The sequence below is a fragment of the Fulvimarina thalattae genome, assembly GCF_040239565.1.
Taxonomy (GTDB): domain Bacteria; phylum Pseudomonadota; class Alphaproteobacteria; order Rhizobiales; family Rhizobiaceae; genus Fulvimarina.
Map to the genome: position 1 here is coordinate 200,278 of NZ_JBEHWS010000007.1, position 20,617 is coordinate 220,894.

Here is a 20,617-nt window from a genome sequence, read left to right on the forward strand (position 1 = left end):
TCATGCGATCCTCAAATGACGTAGGAGGCCAGCGGCTCGAAGCCGTTGAAGGCGACCGACGCATAGGTCGTGGTGTAGGCACCGGTTCCCTCGATCAGCACCTCGTCGCCGATCGTCAGCGCGAGCGGCAGCGGATAGGGCTTCTTCTCGTAGAGCACGTCGGCCGAATCGCAGGTCGGGCCGGCAAGGACGCAAGGCTCGGTCGCGCCGCCATCGTGGCGGGTGCGGATCGGGTAGCGGATTGCCTCATCCATCGTCTCGGCGAGACCGCCGAACTTGCCGATATCGAGATAGACCCAGCGATTCTCGTCCGTGTCCGACTTCTTCGAGACGAGGACGACCTCGGCCTTGATGACGCCAGCATCGCCGACCATGCCGCGGCCCGGCTCGATGATCGTCTCGGGCAGGCGGTTGCCGAAATGCTTCTTCAGGCTCTCGAAGATCGCATGGCCATAGGCCTGCGCGGTCGGGACGTCCTTCAGATAGCGGGTCGGGAAGCCGCCGCCCATGTTGACGAGAGTGAGGTTGATGCCGCGGCGCTCCAGCGTCTCAAAGACGAGTTTGGCATCGCCGATTGCCGAATCCCAGGCGTTCGTATCGGTCTGCTGCGAGCCGACATGGAAGGAAATGCCGGTCGCCTTGAGGCCGAGATCGCGGGCATGGGTGAGGACGTCGATCGCCATCGCCGGAACGCAGCCGAATTTGCGGCTAAGCGGCCATTCGGCGCCTTCACCATCGGTAAGGACGCGGCAGAAGACGCGGGCACCCGGTGCGGAGCGGGCGATCTTCTCGACCTCTTCGATGCAATCGACCGCGAAGAGCGAAACGCCGAGGGCGTGCGCCGAAGCAACGTCGCGCTCCTTCTTGATCGTGTTGCCGTAGGAGATGCGCTCAGGGCCGACGCCGGCGGCGAGCGCCATCTTGATCTCGGCGACCGAAGCGCAGTCGAAATTCGAGCCGAGCGAGGCGAGCAGCTTCAGGATTTCCGGGGCGGGATTGGCCTTGACCGCATAGAAGATCGCGGAGTCGGGAAGCGCCTTGCGGAAGGCGTTGAAGTTATCCTTCACGACGTCGAGATCGACGACAAGGCAAGGGCCTTCGACAGGATTGGCGGCGAGGAAGTCGGTGATGCGCTGTGAGGCCATGGTGGCTCTCCCATAAACCAGGCGGCCCAGTGTCAAACGGGCGGGGTCGACGAGGAGCGAGACGCGAACAGACCTTGCCGGTTGAGGTGAAATCACCCTTTCCGGTTTGAATCGCTCGCGCGACGCGATGGGTCCGAAAACGGCACGGCTCGTGCACCGGCTTCGGGTATCGGTCTGCCATGGATTGGAGGGCTTGGACCCGCCGCACTTCAGGCAAGGAAGGTGTGCCTCTTCAGTATTCCTGGGTTTGGACACCAGGAGAGACCAGAAAGGCCCGGACCGTCGTTGCTTCAAGCGTCCTCGGTTATCGCGCGGCTCGCGAAACCGACTGGGTGTGTTACGTCCAGGTACCGTCCCGGTTCATCCTCGCTATCGTGAGGACCGGGGGACGCCCATGGGCACGTGCGACATTGGGCAGAACGTGAAATAGAGTCGGCGACTGTCATACGCAAGACAAAAATCGACCCGTGCCGAAATTTTAGGAATGAGTTGATTTCAGTGGCAAAAGCGCCATAGCCACTCAAGACCAGAGTATAAGGACGACGCGATGGACACCCTGACCCGAATGCGCGCTTTCATGGCTGTCGTGGAGAACGAGGGGTTCTCCGCGGCCGCGCGCAAGACCGGGCGTTCGAAGGCGCTTCTCTCGAAATATGTGCGTGAACTGGAGGATGAGATCGGCGTCCTCCTCATCAACCGGACGACGCGCCAGGTTGCGCTGACTGCCGCCGGTGAGGTCTACATGACCCGCGCCGGCCAGCTTCTCAGCGACATCGAGAGCCTCAACGATGCCGCGCGCGAGGCGACGGGCGAGGCCAAGGGCATGATTCGTGTCAGCGCCGCACGCACGTTCGGCGATGCTCATCTCGGCCACAGCCTCGTCGACTTCGCGGTCGACCATCCCGATATCAGCCTCGACATCCATCTCGACGACGGTTTCGTCGATCTCGTCAACGAAGGTTTCGACGTCGCCATTCGCATGACCCGGCTCGCCGATTCCGCACTGATCGCCCGGCGTCTGGCTTCGCTCGATTTCTGCATCGTGGCGAGCCCGGAACTTCTGAAGCGGCTCGGCAAGCCGAGCCATCCTTCGCAGGTGACGAATTATCCGGTCGTGATCGATTCCAATGCACGAATCTTCACCTCATGGAACTTTCGCGACCCTGAGACAGGTCAGTCGTTGCCCGTCCAGGTGTCGGGCCAGTTCACCGCGAACAGTCCCGTCACCGTTCGCGCTGCCGCGCTGGCCGGCCTCGGGCTCGCCCTGTCGCCCTCCTTCGTCGTCAAGAACGACGTGAAGGAGGGACGGCTCGTGAAACTGTTCGAGGAATACATGGAGAGCGAGGCTGGCATCTACGCAGTCTTCCCGCACCGCCGTCACCTGCCGGCTCGCGTGCGCCTCTTCGTCGACTATCTTGCCAACTGGTTCAAGAAACACGACCTCGAACTGACGAAAGAAGAGTGACCTGAACGGCAAATCCCCCGGAGGTGAACTCCGGAGGATCGATGCATGATTTTTGCCGACTGGCTGATTACTCCGCCGGCTGAGCGCTGCTCTTCGCGGAGCCCTCGCGCTCCTTCTCTCCATCGACGACGACCTTGCCGACGAAGCGGACGATGACGAAGGCAGCGGCTATTCCGACCGGAAGCGTGATCCACCACGGGATACCGAAGCCGGTTGGGATCAGGCCGATGAGGATTGCGATCCCGCCGACCGTGAGCGCGTAGGGAATCTGCGTTCTGACGTGGTCGATATGGTTTGACCCGGCTGCGACCGACGAGATCACGGTGGTGTCCGAAATCGGCGAACAGTGGTCGCCCCAGACGCTTCCCGCCAGGATCGTGCCGACCGTGGCGTAGAGGATGTACATGTTCTCCCCGTCGCCCATGCCGGCATTCTGCATCAACGACCAGACGAGTGGCACGGCAAGCGGCATCAGGATGCCCATCGTGCCCCAACTCGTGCCGACGGCGAAAGAGACGGCCGCCGAGAGAATGAAGAGGATCGCCGGCAGGAACTGCGGCGGGATCGCATCGCCCAGAACCGAGACAAGGAAGGACGCCGTGTTCAGGTCCTCCGCGATCGCGGCGAGCGACCATGCCAGCGTCAGGATGATCATGACGAAGAGGACCGATTTCATGCCGTCGAACCAGGCAAGAACCGTTTCCTTCATCGACATGAGCCGTTGCGACAAGGTGAGGATGAATGCCGTCAGGACGCCCAGAAGGCCTGACCAGACGAGTGCCTTGTTGCCCTCGGCCGAACCGATGATCTCTCGCAACGTATCGCCTTCGCCCGTGACGTAGAGGCCGATCGCAACCGTCAGGATCAGCACGACGATCGGCAGGACGGCGTTGATCGAACGCTGGGTGACGCCCTCCTTGAGGCGCAACTCGCCGCCTTCCTCAGTCTCTCCATCGTCATCTTCGTCGCTGGCGGCCTTTGCCCCCTCGCGGGTCAGATGTCCGTCGATCGCTGCCCGTCGCTCGGCTTTCAGCATCGGGCCGAAGTCGCGGCCCATCGAGGCGATTGCGATCACGAAGGCGAGCGCGATGATCGGATAGAAGTTGTAGGGAAGGGCGTTGAGGAAGATTGAATAGGCGCCTTCCTGATAGCCGATCGAGCCGATCGCATCCTCGATGAGGCCGATCTGATAGCCGATCCACGTCGAGATGATCGCGATCGAGGCGAGCGGTGCCGCCGTCGAGTCGACGATATAGGCCAGCTTCTCGCGGCTGATCTTCATCTTGTCCGTCACCGGCCGCATCGTGTTGCCGACGATCAGGCTGTTCGCATAGGTCGAGAAGAAGATTGCAAAGCCGAGGCCGTTGGTGGCGAGCTGCGTGCGCTGGCGCGTCTTGGCGAGCGTCGAGATGCGATCCGCGATCGCATGGGCACCGCCGTTTCGGTAGATGATGCCGATCATGCCGCCCATCATCAGGGTGAACACGACGATCTGCATATGGCTCTTCGAACCGTCCGAGGGGACGAGGGCTTCGAGTATGTAGATCTGGATCGTGTCGAGCAGACCGTACCAGATGCCGGTTAGCGAAAGCCCGTAGGTCATCCATGCGCCGAGGGCGATACCGAGGAAGAGCGAGGGCACGACCTGGCGCGTCACGAGTGCGATGCCAATGGCGAGAAGGGCCGGAAGGATCGAGAACCAGCCCGAGATGATCGGGATCGTTTCCTCCTGAAACGTCTCTCCGCCCGATATGAGCGCCAGCGTGCCGTCGTCGCCACTCGCGGTGATCTCGTCGATCTTCGCCGTAAAGCCGATTTGGTCTTCACGCTCTTCGAAGGCATCCGGCTCCGCCTCGTAACGCTCGCCGCCGACTTCGATGGCGACAGGCTGAGATGGCGCAATGCTCGACGTTACCTCGACTTCGAAGGGGACCCCGTTGAGGAGAACTTTTGGCGGAGAAAAGGTGAGATCGAGCGGTTCTTCGGCCGAATTTTCAGAGCTCTCGGCGGCAGCGTTTTGTGAGCTGTCGGACGAACTGGACTCTTCCTGGGCATGGGCCGGAAAGATGGCGAACGTCATACAGATCGCCAGCATCGCAAAAAGCGGTCTCAGCGCGAAGTGCCGCAGGGCAGCAGAAGCTGTCCCAAAAGCTGTGAGCGTTGGCAGGAGGGTCGAAAGGCGTTGATCCGTCATGGCACGGCCTTCTCTTTCTCAAGGCGCACCATGTCGTTCTGCTCGTTCCCGATCAGTCGAAGATTTCGGCGCCCAAAAATACCTGAAAAATCAGCTAGTGGCTCTGCGTCATCGGTCGATAGGCGGATGCGAAATACTTGAAATGCAAAGCCTTTGTGCGGCTAAGTATCGGTTGTTAAAATCGATAGATTCAAGCAATCTGGTTTAGTCTGAAACCCCTGCGTAATAGGTGTTTTTTGTCACTTTCCTGACACAATTCGGCTTTGTTGCGAGGCGCCTTCGCCCTACGTTTCGCACCAGCGAAATTTTTTATGCAGGACGGAATTTATGGCCTCACTCGACAGCGTCTTGAGCTGCATCGACCTCAATCTCGACCGGTCGCTCGGCCGGCTGTTCGATCTCTTGCGCATCCCCTCGATCTCGACCGATCCCGAATACAAGAGCGAGTGCCGGAAGGCGGCCGACTATCTGGCCGGTGACCTCGCCGCGATCGGTTTTCAGGCTTCGGTGCGCGACACCAACGGCCATCCGATGGTTCTCGCCCGCCATGAAGGGCCGGAAGGTGCTCCGCACGTCCTCTTCTACGGCCACTACGACGTCCAGCCGGTCGATCCGATCGAACTGTGGAATTCCGATCCCTTCGAGCCGGTTGTGGCGGACGGGCCCGATGGCACGAAGCGGATCGTTGCGCGCGGCGCGGCGGACGACAAGGGCCAGCTGATGACCTTCGTCGAGGCCTGCCGCGCCTTCAAGGCGGAGACCGGCGGCCTGCCCTGCGGCGTCACGATCCTGTTCGAGGGCGAGGAGGAGTCCGGTTCACCCTCGTTGCTGCCCTTCCTCGAGGCTCATAAGGACGAGCTGAAGGCCGATGCGGCCCTCGTTTGCGACACCAATATGTGGGACCGGCAAACCCCCGCCATCTCGACAGGTCTGCGGGGCCTCGTGGGCGAGGAAGTCGTCATCAAGGCTGCGAGCCGTGATCTTCATTCGGGCTATTATGGTGGCGCGGCCCAGAACCCGCTCCATGTCCTGTCACATATTCTTGGCAGCATGCATGACGAGATGGGCCGGGTGACGATCCCCGACTTCTACGAGGGCGTCGATGAGGTACCTCTGGACGTGAAGGCGCAGTGGGACGAGCTCGACTTCTCCGAAGAGGATTTTCTCGGAGATGTCGGCCTTTCGGTTCCTTCCGGCGAAAAGGGGCGCTCCGTTCTGGAGCAGACCTGGTCACGCCCCACGGCGGAAGTGAACGGCATCATCGGCGGCTATACGGGCGCGGGCTTCAAGACCGTCATCCCGGCCGAAGCCCGGGCAAAGGTGTCGTTTCGTCTCGTCTTCAATCAGGATCCCGAAAAGCTGCGCGAGAACTTCCGCCGCTTCGTGCGCGATCGCCTTCCGGCGGACTGCACCGCCGAATTCCACCCTCATGGCGGATCGCCGGCGATACAGCTTCCCTTCGACAGCCCGTGGATCGCGGCCGCCAGCGAAGCCCTTTCCGCCGAATGGCCCAACCGCGCGGCGATGATCGGCATGGGTGGTTCGATCCCCATCGCGGGCGAGTTCAGGAACCAGCTCGGTATGGAGACACTTCTCGTCGGCTTCGGCAATGGCGACGACGCCATCCACTCCCCGAACGAAAAGTACGAGATGACGTCGTTCCACAAGGGCCAGCGTTCCTGGGCCCGCATCCTCGAGCGGCTCGGAAAGGGTATTGCGGCCTAAACCGCCATTATCTCCCGCACCGCCATATCCGGGTGGGGCCGCCGGCCCTGCCACTGTTTCGGGTAGCCGAAGGATACCTCCTCGAAGGCGACGCCTTCGACGCTTTTGGAGGAGGGGATGTGGATATGCCCGGAGATAACCGCCTTCGCGCGATAACGCCGATGCCAGTCCTCGGTGAGCTTTGTCCCGCACCAGATCGAAAAGCGGGGCACGCGCGGGGTGCGGGCGACATCCTCGCGAAGCGGCCAGTGGCTGACGAGAATTGTCGGATGTTCCCGGTCCAGCGCGTCGAGCCGCGGTTTCGTCGCCTCGAAGCGCGCATGACACCATTCGGTGCGCGAGGCATGCGGATGGGCCGAAAGGAAGAACTCGTCGGAACAGAGGACTCCGCTTTCCCTTGCCCATTCGACCGCATCCTCGAATGCAATTTCGGACGGGCGGAAGGAATAGTCGTAGAGCAGGAAGAGCGGGCAGAGCCTAACCGTGCCGCTTTTAAGATCAAGCACCGGATAGTCGTCTTCGGGTGTAAGAACGCCGTATTCCCGGCAGAGCGCGACCAGTTCCTCGTAACGCGCGACGCCTCGTACGCTATCCGCGCCCGGACGGGTCCAGAGTTCGTGATTGCCGGGCACCCAGACAAGCTGTGCGAACTTTTCGGCGAAGTGCTCGAAGGCGAAGCGGATATGTTCGTTCTTCTCCGCGACATCACCGGCGAGGATCAGCCAGTCGTCGGGCCTTGCTTCGATCTCCGCGATCGCTTCCCGGTTTGCCCGGTGGCCAAGATGAAGGTCTGAGACCGCGAAAAGCCTCATGAAAAGGCATCCGCGATTGGCGGCGTGAACACGCTCGGCGACGAGGCGAGCGGTTCGGCTATGTAAAAGCGTGAGGCACCCGAACCGGCCGGGCAGGCGAGGGCGAGCCTGTGCCCGTCGCTGATTACCCGCCGTTCGAAGCGCCAACGCCCTGAATCGTCCTCGATCTTTTCGTTGAACGAGACGGTTGGCGGGCGCTGCGAACAATCGAAGAGGAAACCGTCGAGCGGCAGCGAAAGACCCATGCCGCGCGCCTTGATATAGGCCTCCTTCAAGGTCCAGAGCGCGAAGAAGCGTTCGGTCCTCTCGCCCTCGTCGGCGCCGGCATCGATCCAGTCGGCTTCGTCCTCGGTGAAGAACCGCCGCGCGATATCGTGATCCGGTGCACCGCGCGTAATCGCTTCCACATCGACGCCGATATCCTGCGACAATCCAACCGCCAGCGCGACCAGTCCGCGTGTGTGCGAGAGGTTGAAGAACAGCTTCGACGGCTTGGCGCCGGTCGCGCTCCAGTCGATCGCCGGTCTGCCAAAACCGTTCAGCGCGAAGCGCCACGCATCAGGTGCGATATCGGGCCGAAGACTGCTAAGGGTCGTTCTCAAAAGCGCGCGGCCGACGAGAAATTCCTCGCGGGCGCCCTTCACCCGGAATCGGTCGTGACGCTCTCGCTCGCTGGCGTCGAGAAGACCGACATAAGTGGAAAGCCGATCGGGCGGTAGATCGTCGATCAGGACGAGATGCACCGCGACCTGATCTGCATTCGGCTTCTCGGCATGTGTCTCAGTCATGCGGTTGCGGCGTCTCTTTCGTTTTCACCTTCCGGCGTGGTCGCCATGCGCCGGCCCTACGGCCCGCGACCAGCCAATAGGTGAGGGCGAAGACGATCCCCGACATGACAATCGCGGCTTGTATCGAGCCGCTCGGTGCTGGCTCGCCATAGGCCAGAATGATGATGGATACCGAGCCCGCGATGCCGGCCGCAATGTGAAGCAACAGCGAGGATAGCCCCAGAATTTCGCTCGCTGCCATGAAGATCGCCCAGGGAATCAGCAGCGTCGAGCCGATCTGCGCGCCCTGTGCCCAGAAGGCGACGGCGGAATGGACATAGACCACCGGACTGAACGCGTTCTCCGCCTCCGTCAGCCCGAGATAGGGCCAGAGGATGGTGAAGGCGCTCGTCAGGCAGGCCATAACAAAGCCGAAGGGGATGACGAAGATGAAGCGAAGGATCGTTGCCATGGACTGCGATGCTCTTACCGGCCCGACGTCATCTGAGAAGCGGCTGCTTGCACCGCGACCGATAGACTTGCGACGGAGACCCAACGGGTCTGGACGGAGGAGGCTGATCTCATGAAGCTGAAAATAAGCGCTGTCGCCGCAATTTCGATGCTTGCCTTTGCGGTCGGGCGAACGGACGCACAGGCTCAGTCCCATGTCGTTGAGCTGTTCACGAGCCAAGGCTGCAATTCCTGACCGCCGGTCGATGCGTATGCAGAGTCCCTGAAGGCAAGCGGCGACATGCTCGTGTTCGCCTATCACGTCGACTATTGGGACTATTTCGGCTGGAAGGACACGCTCGGCTCTGCCGAGAGCTCAGCCCGCCAACGGGCCTATGCCGCCCGCCGCGGCGATGGACGCGTCTATACGCCCCAGGCGGTGGTGGACGGCTGCGGCCATGTCGTGGGTTCGGATAGAAACGCGGTCCAGCGCCTTGCCGGACAGGCGTTGACCGTGCCGGTTTCGATCCGCGGCAGAGCGGTATCTATCGGTAAAGCACCAGCGGCCGGGACGGTCTGCCGCGTCGACTACACGCGGCAGGCCGACATTCCCATCAACCGTGGCAAGACGATCCGATACGTGAATTCCGTCCGCGGTATCATTAAGCTCGGCACATATTCGGGCGCTGAGACGCGCCTCGATATCGGTCAATGCGGAGCAGCACAGGGAGCGGATGCCTGCGCTGTTATCGTCCAAGAAGGTTCCGCAAATCGGCCAGGCGAAATCCTCGGTGTGGCGAAAGCAGGATAGGGCTCAGGCTGCGCCGTTTCCCGACAATTCAAGAATGCGCGCCGACTCCATCTTCTGGCGGTCGGTCTTCCGCATCCGTTCCGATTCCGACTTCAGCTGACCGCAGGCGGCGAAGATGTCGCGGCCGCGGGGGGTGCGGATGGGAGAGGCGTAGCCGGCCTGGTTCACGTAGTCGGCGAAGCGCTCGATCTGGTCCCAGTCCGAGCACTCGTATTTCGAGCCCGGCCACGGATTGAACGGGATCAGATTGATCTTCGCCGGAATGCCCTTCAGCATCCGGACGAGGTTGCGCGCGTCGTCCATCGAGTCGTTCACGTCCTTCAGCATCACATATTCGAAGGTGATGCGCCGGGCGTTCGACAGGCCGGGATAATTGCGGCAGGCCTCAAGCAGCTTTTCCAGCGGATACTTCTTGTTGATCGGTACGAGCTCGTCACGAAGCTCGTCGTTCACCGCGTGGAGTGAGATCGCGAGCATCACGCCTGTTTCCTCGCCGGCCCGCACGATCTCCGGCACGACGCCGGACGTCGACAGAGTGATCCGGCGCTTGGATACGGAAAGGCCCTCGCCATCCGAAATGACGCCGAGCGCCGTCGAGACGTTGTCGAAATTGTAGAGCGGCTCGCCCATGCCCATCATGACGACGTTGGAGATGAGACGGCCTTCCGAAGGCACTATCGCGCCAGCCGGGGTGTCGATCTCGGGAAAATCGCCCAACCGCTCGCGGGCGAGCAGAACCTGGGAGACTATCTCGCCGGCCGTCAGATTGCGTACGAGGCGCTGGGTGCCCGTGTGGCAGAATGTGCAGGTCAGTGTGCAGCCCACCTGGGAAGAGACACACAGCGTGCCGCGCCCTTCTTCCGGAATGTAGACCGTCTCGATCTCCACCGGCCGTCCGGCACCGCGCGGCGGAAAGCGAAAGACCCACTTGCGCGTGCCGTCCACCGAGATCTGCTCGGTGACGATCTCGGGCCGTGCGATCGTATAGGCATCGTGGAGCTTCGCGCGCAGCTCCTTCGAGACGTTCGCCATATGCGCAAAGTCCGAGACGCCGCGGACGTAGAGCCAGTGCCAGAGCTGCGCCGTGCGCATGCGCACCTGCTTGGCCGGCACGCCGATCTGCGCCAGTGCTTCGCCGAGCTCCTCGCGGCTCATGCCGACGAGTGACGGCTTTTCCTCGCCGCTTGCTGCGGCCGGAGACAGCGCGGCAGCATCCACGACGGGCCGGGTCTTCGGATCGGCGAGATCGAGGGTGACGGACATCGGACAGGAACCTTTGACGGACGGATGAACGGCTTTGCGGACGGGGCGAATATTCGCGCCGCGCCGTGCTGAAAAAATGACGATACGATTTGCTTGAGCGCTAAATGCCGTGTCTTAAGCCAATCTTCAAGCCGTCCGGCCTTCTCAGGAGGCTCCGAAACCGAAAAGAGCGCCGCGGCAAGGCCGGACGCTCCTTCGAAAAATGAATGTAGATGACCCTGCCAAACTTGAGCTCGGCAAGATCGGTCAGCCAGCGCTTACTTGCAGTCCTTGATCGAATTCAGGGCTGCGGTCACGCCGGAGAGGGAATAGGTGTAGCTGGTGTTCGTGCCGCGCTTGGATGTCGCCGAAATGGTCATGGAGCGACCTGAACGCAGATCAGAGACGAGCTGCGGTTCCTGTGCCGCGTTCTCCATCCAGGCCGAGTCATTCTTGGAGAACATCGCGTATTTCTTGCCGTCGACGTCGACTTCGACCTTCTCGCCTTCCTTCAACTCGTAACCCATGACGACCTGCGGTTCGTAGGCGATGCCCTGGCCGGGCTTTTGCGAGACGAGGAAGAAGATGTCGCCATGATCGACATTGGTTGGCTTCATCTGCTTTGGTGTCGACAGGATGTAGCAGACCTTTCCGCTGTTGTCGGAATAGGCGTACGTGCCCCAATCGTTATACTGGTTCATGCGGGTCGGCGTCTGAGCTGCGCTTGCGGCGCTCGACACAATCAGTATCGCCGCCGTCGCTGTCAGGAGTTTCTGGAAGGTCATGGTTCCCCACTTCGATTGCGTCTTCGTATGGCCTTGAAAGGCCCCCCGCGCGTCTCCGGACCGTGGCCGATCTGCCGAAGACCTCGCCTGACCGAGACAGTTGCACGCTTCGCCTTTACCGCGGGTTAACGCTGACGTGTCTCTGGCTCGGGAGCCTTCAGGCGCTACGATATTCCATCGAGGCCCGCGCCTTTTTGACAAGGCGTCCGCATACCCCAAGCGGTGCGGGCCGATCACAGTTGATGAAAAACTGAAAGAATCTGGCGACAGTGCGGCGTGAACGCACCAACTGGCCGGAATCTGCACGCGAGCTGGTCGAATCTGCAGGAGCCGATGTTTTTCGGAGCCAGACGACGGCCGAAAACCTGGAGCCGCAACGTCAGCTTCAGAGATTGTCGAGAGTCTCCCGAGCCCGGTGATAGTGCTCGGGACGAATATTCGAGCGCACCGCATTGAATGCGGCCAGCAGCACAGCGATGTCGTCGGTAAAGCCGAGGCCAAGGAACATGTCAGGTATGATGTCGAACGGCAGAATGAAGTAGAAGAGGGCAGAAAAGAGGATCGCCCGGCTTGCCGCTGGCGTCTCGGTGTCGAGCGCACAGTAATACGCGGCGACCACGTCCTCCATGAACGGAATGCGCTTCAGGTTCTTACGCACCTTGTCGAAGAAGGACGCACGGACGCGTTCTTCCTTCTCGCTCTGCTCGTCCGCGCTGCCGGGCTGCAAGATTTCCTGAATTCGAATCCTGTCCAGCGCCATCTTCAACATCCTCCGGTGGTGTTCACCAAAGGAAATGGGCTCGTCCGGCAGAAGCCTCAAGGGGCGCTTGCCGGCGGATTGGGTCGCGAACCGGGCTATCCGCGGGAGAAACCGTAGGCGGCTGCCTCTTCGAACGGCTTTGGTGCCTGGGTCATGACAGGCTCGCGGAGATCAAAAGGCTCTTCCAGGATGTATGGCCCGCCGCCGATCGACGCCTTCGAGGAATAGAGCCCGAACCGCTTTACTTCGAAAGGCGGGGAGCGATAGCCGCCTTTTTCGGCGAGATATTTCGCAACGTCCCGATCCCGCGGCTGGCGAAGGCGTGCGATCGTGACATGCGGCATGAACTTGCGTCCGTCGCTGGGCAGGCCGAGCCGCTTGGCGATCCGGTCGATCTCTGCCTGCAACTCCACCAGCTCGGGCGAGGCGACAACGCCGGCATAGATCGAGTGGGGCTTCTTCGGCGTGAAAGCGCCGAGACCCAGCAGCTTCAGCGAGAAGCGCGGCCGATCTATCCGGTCCAGCGCCTCCACCAGATCGTCCGCGGCGCGCGGCTCGATATCGCCGAAGAAACGCAGGGTAAGATGATAGTTTTCGCGATCGATCCAACGCGCGGAAGGGAGCCCACCGGTCAGGAAGGTCAGCGTTGTCGCGACGTCCTGGGGAATTTCAAGGGCGGTGAAAAGACGGGGCATTAATCGTCTCCGTGCAGATGGAGCAGGCGGCGCCTCGGGCCTTCGCTCAAGCTTTCATCCTTCGAGCTATGCCGCAAGAGGGTACCGGCTTTGCGCACAACCCTATCCCGGTCACCGCGTTCCGATGCCAAATATGAGAGTGAAATCGACGGGTTGGGCGAGGATCGTCGTAGGTTTTGAGTACGGGAGGATCGGTCTCGGGTGCGAGACCCGGTGAAGAAGGGCGTCTCCCATGGCACGTAATGCCGATATGTCTCCGGCTCTGATCAAGAATGAACTGCCAGGCACTGGCTCGGCCCCATATCGGGCGTGGATTACGGTCAGGCGGCTTCATCCCGGAGAGAACGATCTGTTCCTTGCCCATCTGGAAAGGCTCGATCCGGAAACCCGGCGGTCTCGCTTCGGGCATCTGGCCGGCGATGCGTTCCTGAAATCCTATTCTGCACGTTCGCTATCGGGTGATGCCGTGGTCGAGGGGCTGTTTGTCGATGGTGTCCTTCGCGGCGTGGCGGAGCTCAGATTTTCCCATGAGGATCGGCACGAGGCCGAGGCTGCGTTCTCCATCGAGCGCCTATTTCAAGGCAAGGGCCATGGCGGGCGGCTGTTCAGCCTCGTCGTCGATGCGGCACGCAATCGCGGGGTAACCCGCCTGCATCTGACGTGCCTGCGCGAAAACAGTCGCATTCGGGCGCTCGCCCTCAAGCACGGCGCCAAGCTTCTCGCGACCGATCAGGATATCGTGGCCGAACTGCCGGCTCGCCCGGCCGATCTTGCCAGCCTTCGTGGTGAGTGGCGCCAAGAGGCCGAGGCGATGGCCTATGCTTTCTTCGAATGGCGCCTCGCGAGCTGGAAGCGCTGGACCACGCCTTTCTACGGTGCCAGCGGTATGGCGCGGTCGCTTGGTCAGATGTTCGGCGTGAAGACGTAACACCCGCCGAAACATCAGCTTTCGGCGGGCTGGCTCTCCAGAGCTTCAGTCACCGTCGGCATGATGTTGTCGACGATGACGCCGACGCCCTCTGCGTTCGGATGCATCTTGTCGGATTGATTGAGATCGGCCTCTGCCGCGACCCCTTCAAGGAAGAAGGGATAGAAGGTCACGCCGTATTCTTCCGCCAGTTCAGGGAAGATCGGATTGAACTGCTGGGCATAATCTTCGCCCATATTCGGCGGCGCGAGCATGCCCGCCAAAATGACGTTCTGTCCGCGCTGCTTGAGCTGATCGAGGATCTTCGACAGGTTCTCCCGTGTGATCTTCGGGTCGATGCCGCGGAGCGCGTCGTTCGCGCCGAGTTCGACGATCACGAGATCGGCACTTTCCGGCACTGACCAGTCGATGCGCGCCAGTCCGCCGCTCGTCGTATCGCCGGAAACGCCGGCATTGGTGACCGACACGTCGTAGCCGTCTTCGCGGAGGGCTGCTTGAAGCTGCTCGGGGAAGCTTTCGCCAGGGCCGACGCCATAGCCGGCGGACAGGCTGTCTCCGAAAGCGACGATCTGCCGCTGCGATGATGCGCCGGCTTCCTGCGCCGGTGCCGGCGCGGAGATAACGAGCGGTAACAGTAGCGTCAGAAAGGCAAGAGCCGGTTGGAAGCGCTGCACAACGAACCCCATATGATGGCCGGAGCGCGAACACGCGCCCTGATGATCATCCATATAGGTTGAGTGCGATTTGGCGGAACCTGCGATCCGATTACGAAACGTTCATCTCACGCTAGGCAGTGGGGCGAGTTCCGTTCACGTGCTCAAAGGCATCGATCTCGATGTCGAGCGTGGTCATTCGGTCGGCATCGTCGGGCCTTCGGGTTCGGGTAAATCGACGCTTCTGATGGTGCTCGCCGGTCTCGAGCGCGCCGACGGGGGTGAGATCGAGATTGCGGGTAAGTCCCTGGTTGGACTATCGGAGGACGAACTCGCTGCCTTCCGCGGCAAGAATGTCGGCATCGTCTTCCAGTCTTTCCATCTCATTCCGAACATGACGGCGCTTGAGAACGTCGCCGTGCCGTTGGAACTGGCGGGCGCGCCTAACCCGTTCGATCGAGCCCTGAAGGAGCTCGAGAACGTCGGTCTCAAGGACCGCGCGACGCATTATCCGGGCGAACTCTCCGGCGGGGAGCAGCAGCGCGTCGCGATGGCCCGCGCGCTTGCGCCGGAACCTGCAATACTCATCGCTGACGAGCCTACGGGTAATCTCGACCAGACGACTGGTCGCCAGATTGCCGATCTTCTCTTTGCCGAGCGCGAGCGCCGCAACATGACGCTCGTTCTCATCACGCACGACCCGAATCTTGCCCATCGCTGCCAGCGCGAGGTCGGTGTTCGGTCCGGCCGTATCGAAGGCGAGCGCGCCGAAGAAACACGTGACGCTGCCGAATGACAGCCATCGACGCCGACACCGCCTACGCCCATAAGGCCGGAACCGCCGATGCCGGTCTTCTCCCGACCATGCGTCTCGCCTGGCGCTTTGCTCTGCGCGAGATGCGCGGAGGCCTCAACGGCTTCATCATCTTCCTTTTGTGCATCACGCTGGGTGTCGGCGCCATCGCCGCAGTGAACTCCGTCGCCTCGATGATGAGCGACGGCATCGCCCGCGAGGGGCGCGCTATTCTCGGCGGCGACATGCGCTTCCAGCTGGTCCAGCGCGAGCGCACGCCTGAGGAGGCGAGCTATATCGATGGGCTCGGCGAGATATCCGAGACGGCCGGACTGCGCTCGATGGTCCGTCTCGAAGACGGCTCGGACCAGTCACTTGCCGAGGTGAAGGCGGTCGACGACGCATATCCGCTTTATGGTTCGGTCGAAACCACGCCGCCGATCGCGCTCGAAACGCTTTTCGAGGAGCGCAATGGCCGCTACGGCGCGATCGCCGCGCAGGAACTCTACGATCGCCTCGGCGTGGAGCCCGGCGCGATCGTCAGGCTGGGTGACGCCGAGATCGAGCTTACCGGTGTCCTCAATCGTGAACCGGATATCCTATCCGACGGCTTCGCTTTCGCCCCGCGCCTGATGATGTCGCGGGCCGGTCTCGACGCGAGCGGCCTGATCCAGCCCGGCAGCCTCGTCGAATACGACTGGCGTGTGCGCCTGCCGGCCGGCAGCGATGCCGAAGAAGTGGCGGACGAAGCGCGCGATCAGTTTCCGACCGCCGGCTTCCGCATCCGCACCGCCGAGGATGCCGCGCCCTCGCTCCAGCGCAATATCGAACGCTTCTCACAGTTCCTGACCCTGGTCGGCCTGACGGCGCTCATCGTCGGCGGCGTCGGTGTCGCGAATGCCGTGCGGGCCTATCTCGACAGCAAGCGGCCGGTCATCGCGAGCTTCAAGAGCCTCGGCGCGGCGGGGCGCCTTGTCGTCTTCGTCTATCTCTTCCAGATCATGACGCTTGCGGCCGTCGGTGTCGTCATGGGGCTCATTCTCGGCGCCATCGCGCCCTTCCTGACGGCGAGTTTCCTTGAAAGCGTCATCCCGGTGGGCGCGTCGGCCTCGTTTTATCCAGGCGCCCTCCTTATTGCCGCGCTGTTCGGTTTCTTGACAGCGCTTACCTTCGCGCTTCTGCCACTCGGCCAGACCCGCGATGTCGCGGCGACTGCTCTCTTCCGCGATGCCGGCGCGACCGCGACCGGAAAGCTGCGCTGGACCTACGCGGTGGGCACAGTGGTGCTCGCGCTCTGTATTGCGGGCCTTGCCCTCTTCATGGCGCGCGACAAGCAGATCGCACTCATCTTCCTTGGCGGCACGGCGGCTGCCTTTGTCATCCTGCGCGCCGTCGCGATCGGCGTGATGGCACTTGCCCGCCGCGCGCCGAAAGTTCAATCGACGCCTCTGCGGCTCGCCCTCGGAAATATCCACCGGCCCGGCGCGTTGACGCCCTCGGTGGTCCTCTCTCTCGGCCTCGGTCTGACGCTGCTCGTGACGCTCGCCATCATCGACTATGACCTGAGGCAGGAGGTGGGTACGGGCCTTGCCAGCCGTGCGCCGAACTTCTTCTTTGTCGACATCCAGAACAACGAGATCGACCAGTTCCGCCAGACGGTCGAGGAGGCGGCTCCGGGCTCGACGCTGAACGCCGTGCCCATGCTGCGCGGCCGGATCACCCATCTCGGCGATCAGGATGTCGCGACGATGGAAATCCCGGAGGAGGGCGGCTGGGTGCTGCGCGGCGATCGCGGCATCACCTATGCTGCGGAAACTCCAGAAAATTCCTCGCTTTCCGATGGCGAATGGTGGGCGGAAGACTATGACGGTCCGCCGCTGGTTTCCTTCGCCGACGAAGAAGGGCGCGAACTCGGTCTCGAAGTGGGTGAGACGATCACCGTCAACGTGCTCGGCCGTTCGATCACGGCTGAAATTGCCAATTTCCGGGTGATCGAATGGGAGAACCTCTCGATCAATTTCGTGATGGTCTTTTCACCGAACACCTTCGAAGGAGCCCCTCACGCCTGGCTCGCGACGCTGACGCTCGATGACGGTGGTGCTGACCGCTCGAACGCCGATGTCGCCTCGCGTGAAAAGCAGATCGTCAACACGCTCACCAATGCCTTCCCGGCCGTGACCACGGTTCGCGTGAAGGACGCGCTCGATGCGGTGAATTCGCTGATCGCCCAGCTCGCACTTGCGATCCGCGTCGCGGCGGGTGTCGCCCTGATCGCCTCCGTTCTCGTGCTCGCAGGTGCATTGGCGGCCGGCAACCGCGCCAGGGTTCATGATGCCGTCGTCCTCAAGACGTTGGGCGCGACGAGAGCGACTCTTATCAAGGCATTCGCCACCGAATATGCGCTTCTCGGGCTTGCGACCGGCATCTTCGCGATTGGTGCAGGAGCAATCGCTTCCTGGTTCGTCGTCGATCAGATCATGACGCTGCCTTACGTCTTCGATTGGACGGTCGCGCTGACGACACTGGTGGTGTCACTGGTGCTCACGGTGGGCTTCGGCCTTGCCGGCACGTGGCGCATACTTGGACAAAAGGCCGCGCCGGTCCTGCGCAATCTGTAGAATGTGCGCCTTGGTTTTGGTGAGGTGGCGCGGCTAATTCGGGCCGCGAACACCGAGAGACCGCTTTTCGGCGATATAAATCCGTGTTGTCGCGGTTTTCTATCTGAAACGGGCTCTAGATCAGCGGGCACCGGGTCATGGTAACTGGAAGCTTAGATCCGCTAGACTGGCCAGTCGCGCGATTTTCAAGATTACTTACGAATCGTTCACGGTGATTTCAGCCGAAACGGGCCTGAAACGTTCGCGAAAGCGCCGGAAACTCTTGTGTCAGGCTATCTGACATCGCATATTATGACCATCGCTGGGCGTCCCGCCAGCGGCCCTTGATCAACCCGCTCTCACGTCCGAGAGCCAATATCGAGCACCCGACGGGACACTCGTATAAGGATTAAAACGAATATGGCTGACTATCGGAATACCAGCGCGCGAACAGTGCCTGCTGCCGGTACAAGAGCGGATATCGACCAGGGCCTGCGCAGCTATATGCTGAAGGTCTACAACCTGATGGCGGGCGGTGTCGCTCTCACCGGCGTCGCGGCCTACGTGATGTATATGTTGTCCTTCGTGACCAACGACGCCGGTCAGGTCGTCGGGCTCACGCAACTGGGCAACACGGTCTTCAATACGCCGCTCAAGTGGGTCGTCATGCTCGCTCCGCTCGGCATGGTCTTCTTCCTCTCGTTCCGCGTCCACAAGATGAGCGTCGCCGCCGCGCAGACGACCTTCTGGGTCTATGCCGCGATGGTCGGTGTCTCCCTGGCTTCGATCTTCGCGGTCTACACCGGCGAGTCGATCACCCAGGTGTTCTTCATCACGGCGGCGGCTTTCGGTTCGCTCTCGCTCTGGGGTTACACCACCAAGCGCGATATTTCGGGCTGGGGCTCGTTCCTGTTCATGGGCGTGATCGGCATCGTGATCGCGATGGTCGTGAACATCTTCCTCGCCTCGCCGGCGATCCAGTTCGCGATCTCTGTGATCGGCGTGCTCGTCTTTGCGGGTCTGACCGCGTACGACACGCAGCAGATCAAGGAAATGTACTACGAGGGCGACGGCTCGGCTGTTGCCGGACGCAAGGCCGTCATGGGCGCGCTTCGCCTCTATCTCGACTTCCTGAACATGTTCCTCTTCCTGCTGCAGCTCTTCGGCAATCGCGAGTAAGCGAGACTGAAGAGCCAGGCCCGAAATCGGGCGGTTCGTTGAGTGGAAAATGCGAAAGGGCGGCCTTTGGGTCGCCCTTTTCTCGTTTCGTGGGCAAGAAATTGCCGCTAACAATGCGGCGTGGCTTTGCAATTTCAACGAACGAGGACGCCGCTCCGTGCCGTCACCCACCAATATTCGCCCAGCTTCCACAGCAGATATCGCCGCCATTACGGCGATCTACGAGGACGAAGTCCTGAACGGCACGGCGACCTATGAACTGGTGCCGCCGGACGAGAGTGAAATGGAGAGGCGGTTCGAGAATCTCGTTGGCAACGACTACCCATACATCGCGGCAGAAGGGCCGGATGGCGCCGTTTTAGGGTATGCCTATGCTGGCCCTTACCGGCCGCGCCCGGCCTATAACTGGATGGTCGAAGATACGATCTATCTTGCTCGGGAGGCGCGAGGGCAGGGCATCGGCACGCGCCTGTTGGCCGATCTCGTCGCACGCTCTGAGGCGCTGGGCTTTCGACAGATGATCGCCGTGATCGGCGGCGGGGATAATCAGGGCTCGATCCGCGTCCACGCCCGGCAGAAATTTGAGATGATCGGGACGATGAAGGCGACGGGTCTCAAGTTCAACCGATGGATCGACACCGTCCTCATGCAGCGATCACTGGGAGAGGGAATGCAGACAGTCCCCGACAAGGACGCATATCCGGGCACGATCGGACGTTAGAACTCGGGGGTATCAATCGCTGTCGACTGACTTCAGCTGCTTCTCGAAGACGTTCAAAACCGTCGGAAGATCGTGGCCACGTTTCATCACCATTCCGCCCGCATTGACCACCTGATACGCGCCCTGTTTGCGGGCGAGCTTCGGGTTCTTCTCCACCCGGTAGATCGGCATCTCGCTGCTGCGCCGAAAGATCGAGAACACGGCGCGGTCTTTCAGCATGTCGATGGCGTAGTCGCGCCATTCGCCTGCCGCGACCATGCGACCGTAGACCTTCAGAATTTCGGAGAGTTCCTTTCGATCGAAGACGGTTTGAGCCTCCGAACCTCTCTGGCCGGGAAAGGCGATGAGGTTGGATGCATCTGCGGCGCTCGCGACGGTCATTCGGTTCGACTGTCCCTTCTTTTCCATTCACCCGGTGGATTCCAGCATGAAGTGCAACGTGATCATGAGAAGCGGATTTGGACGTCTTTGCCAAGTTCTTTGAGCATGGCTTGGAGAGGCGTGACGAAGCCGAGGCATTTTCTCGGTGTCGTATTGATCGAGACGAGGACGTCCTGAATGTCGGCTTCGGTGAGGGTGTCGAGATCGAGTGACCGCGGCAGCCATCGTCGCAATCGGCCGTTTGCGTTTTCGACGCCACCCTTTTGCCAGGAGGCGTAGGCGTCGCAGAACCACGTGGTCATGCCGAAGATATCTTTGAGCAGGCCATGACGGGCAAAGGTCGTGTCATTGTCGAAGGTGACGGACGATCTGAGTCCGGAAGGTGCACGCTGGAAGATCGCGATCATCGCCGAGATGGTCTCGGCGGCCGTCTTTCCGGTCAGCCGGGTCGCGATCGTGATCCTCGTCTTTCGCTCATGAAGAACGAGAACAGGCCTCGCCCTTTTGCAGATGA

At 61.5% G+C, this 20,617-nt stretch carries 20 protein-coding genes and 1 pseudogene; 9 read left to right on the plus strand and 12 right to left on the minus strand.

Annotated features, from left to right (window positions below):
- Positions 1-11 precede the first annotated feature (11 nt).
- Complete coding sequence (locus ABRA89_RS11665) at positions 12-1,145, minus strand: type III PLP-dependent enzyme (protein ID WP_349941646.1); 1,134 nt, start codon at positions 1,143-1,145, stop codon at positions 12-14.
- Between the two features lie 547 nt (positions 1,146-1,692).
- Here ABRA89_RS11665 and ABRA89_RS11670 point away from each other — a divergent pair.
- Positions 1,693-2,610: a LysR family transcriptional regulator gene (locus ABRA89_RS11670; protein ID WP_349941647.1), complete on the plus strand. Its 918-nt coding sequence runs from the start codon at positions 1,693-1,695 to the stop codon at positions 2,608-2,610.
- Between the two features lie 67 nt (positions 2,611-2,677).
- On the opposite strand, the gene ABRA89_RS11675 is transcribed toward ABRA89_RS11670, so the two are convergent.
- Positions 2,678-4,804, minus strand: a complete 2,127-nt coding sequence (locus tag ABRA89_RS11675; RefSeq protein WP_349941648.1) for a Na+/H+ antiporter NhaC family protein — start codon at positions 4,802-4,804, stop codon at positions 2,678-2,680.
- A 327-nt stretch (positions 4,805-5,131) separates the two neighbouring features.
- Between ABRA89_RS11675 and ABRA89_RS11680 the strand changes: the two genes are divergently transcribed.
- Complete coding sequence (locus ABRA89_RS11680) at positions 5,132-6,529, plus strand: dipeptidase (RefSeq protein WP_349941649.1); 1,398 nt, start codon at positions 5,132-5,134, stop codon at positions 6,527-6,529.
- On the opposite strand, the gene ABRA89_RS11685 is transcribed toward ABRA89_RS11680, so the two are convergent.
- Genes ABRA89_RS11685 through ABRA89_RS11695 form a run of 3 tightly spaced genes read right to left on the minus strand, consistent with a single transcriptional unit; the run spans position 6,526 to position 8,580 of the window.
- Positions 6,526-7,341: a metallophosphoesterase family protein gene (locus ABRA89_RS11685; protein ID WP_349941650.1), complete on the minus strand. Its 816-nt coding sequence runs from the start codon at positions 7,339-7,341 to the stop codon at positions 6,526-6,528. The two genes, ABRA89_RS11680 and ABRA89_RS11685, sit on opposite strands and share 4 nt — an antisense overlap.
- Positions 7,338-8,129: a 4'-phosphopantetheinyl transferase family protein gene (locus ABRA89_RS11690; protein ID WP_349941651.1), complete on the minus strand. Its 792-nt coding sequence runs from the start codon at positions 8,127-8,129 to the stop codon at positions 7,338-7,340. The genes ABRA89_RS11685 and ABRA89_RS11690 overlap by 4 nt, the downstream gene beginning before the upstream one ends.
- The gene (locus ABRA89_RS11695) at positions 8,122-8,580 is read right to left on the minus strand and encodes a hypothetical protein (RefSeq protein WP_349941652.1); all 459 of its coding nucleotides are present in this window, start codon (positions 8,578-8,580) and stop codon (positions 8,122-8,124) included. The genes ABRA89_RS11690 and ABRA89_RS11695 overlap by 8 nt, the downstream gene beginning before the upstream one ends.
- Before the next feature lie 111 nt (positions 8,581-8,691).
- Between ABRA89_RS11695 and ABRA89_RS11700 the strand changes: the two genes are divergently transcribed.
- Together ABRA89_RS11700 and ABRA89_RS11705 are read left to right on the plus strand one after the other, a co-directional pair.
- The gene (locus tag ABRA89_RS11700; RefSeq protein WP_349941653.1) at positions 8,692-8,814 is read left to right on the plus strand and encodes a hypothetical protein; all 123 of its coding nucleotides are present in this window, start codon (positions 8,692-8,694) and stop codon (positions 8,812-8,814) included.
- A gap of 12 nt (positions 8,815-8,826) precedes the next feature.
- Positions 8,827-9,369 (plus strand): annotated as a pseudogene (locus ABRA89_RS11705) (DUF1223 domain-containing protein); the annotation flags it as partial.
- A 3-nt stretch (positions 9,370-9,372) separates the two neighbouring features.
- Here ABRA89_RS11705 and rlmN read toward each other — a convergent pair.
- The 4 genes from rlmN to thpR all read right to left on the minus strand — a co-directional run bounded on the left by rlmN (position 9,373) and on the right by thpR (position 12,851).
- On the minus strand, positions 9,373-10,632 hold the full coding sequence (gene rlmN, locus ABRA89_RS11710) for a dual-specificity RNA methyltransferase RlmN (protein ID WP_349941654.1): 1,260 nt from the start codon (positions 10,630-10,632) through the stop codon (positions 9,373-9,375).
- A 257-nt stretch (positions 10,633-10,889) separates the two neighbouring features.
- Positions 10,890-11,396 (minus strand): invasion associated locus B family protein, encoded by a 507-nt coding sequence (locus ABRA89_RS11715; RefSeq protein WP_349941655.1) that lies wholly within the window; start codon positions 11,394-11,396, stop codon positions 10,890-10,892.
- Positions 11,397-11,781: 385 nt separating this feature from the next.
- Positions 11,782-12,156, minus strand: a complete 375-nt coding sequence (locus tag ABRA89_RS11720; protein WP_349941656.1) for a YkvA family protein — start codon at positions 12,154-12,156, stop codon at positions 11,782-11,784.
- 95 nt (positions 12,157-12,251) lie between these two features.
- Entirely contained in the window at positions 12,252-12,851 is a 600-nt protein-coding gene (gene thpR / locus ABRA89_RS11725; RefSeq protein WP_349941657.1) for an RNA 2',3'-cyclic phosphodiesterase, read from the minus strand.
- Between the two features lie 232 nt (positions 12,852-13,083).
- Between thpR and ABRA89_RS11730 the strand changes: the two genes are divergently transcribed.
- Positions 13,084-13,779: a GNAT family N-acetyltransferase gene (locus ABRA89_RS11730; protein WP_349941658.1), complete on the plus strand. Its 696-nt coding sequence runs from the start codon at positions 13,084-13,086 to the stop codon at positions 13,777-13,779.
- A gap of 14 nt (positions 13,780-13,793) precedes the next feature.
- Here the strand turns inward: ABRA89_RS11730 and ABRA89_RS11735 are convergent, their stop codons facing one another.
- Positions 13,794-14,465: an arylesterase gene (locus ABRA89_RS11735; RefSeq protein ID WP_349941675.1), complete on the minus strand. Its 672-nt coding sequence runs from the start codon at positions 14,463-14,465 to the stop codon at positions 13,794-13,796.
- Between the two features lie 58 nt (positions 14,466-14,523).
- Here ABRA89_RS11735 and ABRA89_RS11740 point away from each other — a divergent pair, with 58 nt between their 5' ends.
- The 4 genes from ABRA89_RS11740 to ABRA89_RS11755 all read left to right on the plus strand — a co-directional run bounded on the left by ABRA89_RS11740 (position 14,524) and on the right by ABRA89_RS11755 (position 19,722).
- Positions 14,524-15,228 carry an ABC transporter ATP-binding protein gene (locus ABRA89_RS11740; protein WP_349941659.1) on the plus strand — a complete coding sequence of 235 codons (705 nt, stop codon included), beginning with the start codon at positions 14,524-14,526 and terminating at the stop codon, positions 15,226-15,228.
- Entirely contained in the window at positions 15,225-17,843 is a 2,619-nt protein-coding gene (locus ABRA89_RS11745; protein WP_349941660.1) for an ABC transporter permease, read from the plus strand. The genes ABRA89_RS11740 and ABRA89_RS11745 overlap by 4 nt, the downstream gene beginning before the upstream one ends.
- A 399-nt stretch (positions 17,844-18,242) precedes the next feature.
- Complete coding sequence (locus tag ABRA89_RS11750) at positions 18,243-19,001, plus strand: Bax inhibitor-1/YccA family protein (RefSeq protein ID WP_349941661.1); 759 nt, start codon at positions 18,243-18,245, stop codon at positions 18,999-19,001.
- A gap of 157 nt (positions 19,002-19,158) precedes the next feature.
- Entirely contained in the window at positions 19,159-19,722 is a 564-nt protein-coding gene (locus tag ABRA89_RS11755) for a GNAT family N-acetyltransferase (protein WP_349941662.1), read from the plus strand.
- A gap of 12 nt (positions 19,723-19,734) precedes the next feature.
- Here the strand turns inward: ABRA89_RS11755 and ABRA89_RS11760 are convergent, their stop codons facing one another.
- Together ABRA89_RS11760 and ABRA89_RS11765 are read right to left on the minus strand one after the other, a co-directional pair.
- Entirely contained in the window at positions 19,735-20,103 is a 369-nt protein-coding gene (locus ABRA89_RS11760) for a DUF2794 domain-containing protein (protein ID WP_349941663.1), read from the minus strand.
- Positions 20,104-20,165: 62 nt separating this feature from the next.
- The coding region (locus ABRA89_RS11765) for an IS30 family transposase (RefSeq protein ID WP_349941664.1) at positions 20,166-20,617 on the minus strand (452 nt) is incomplete at its 5' end.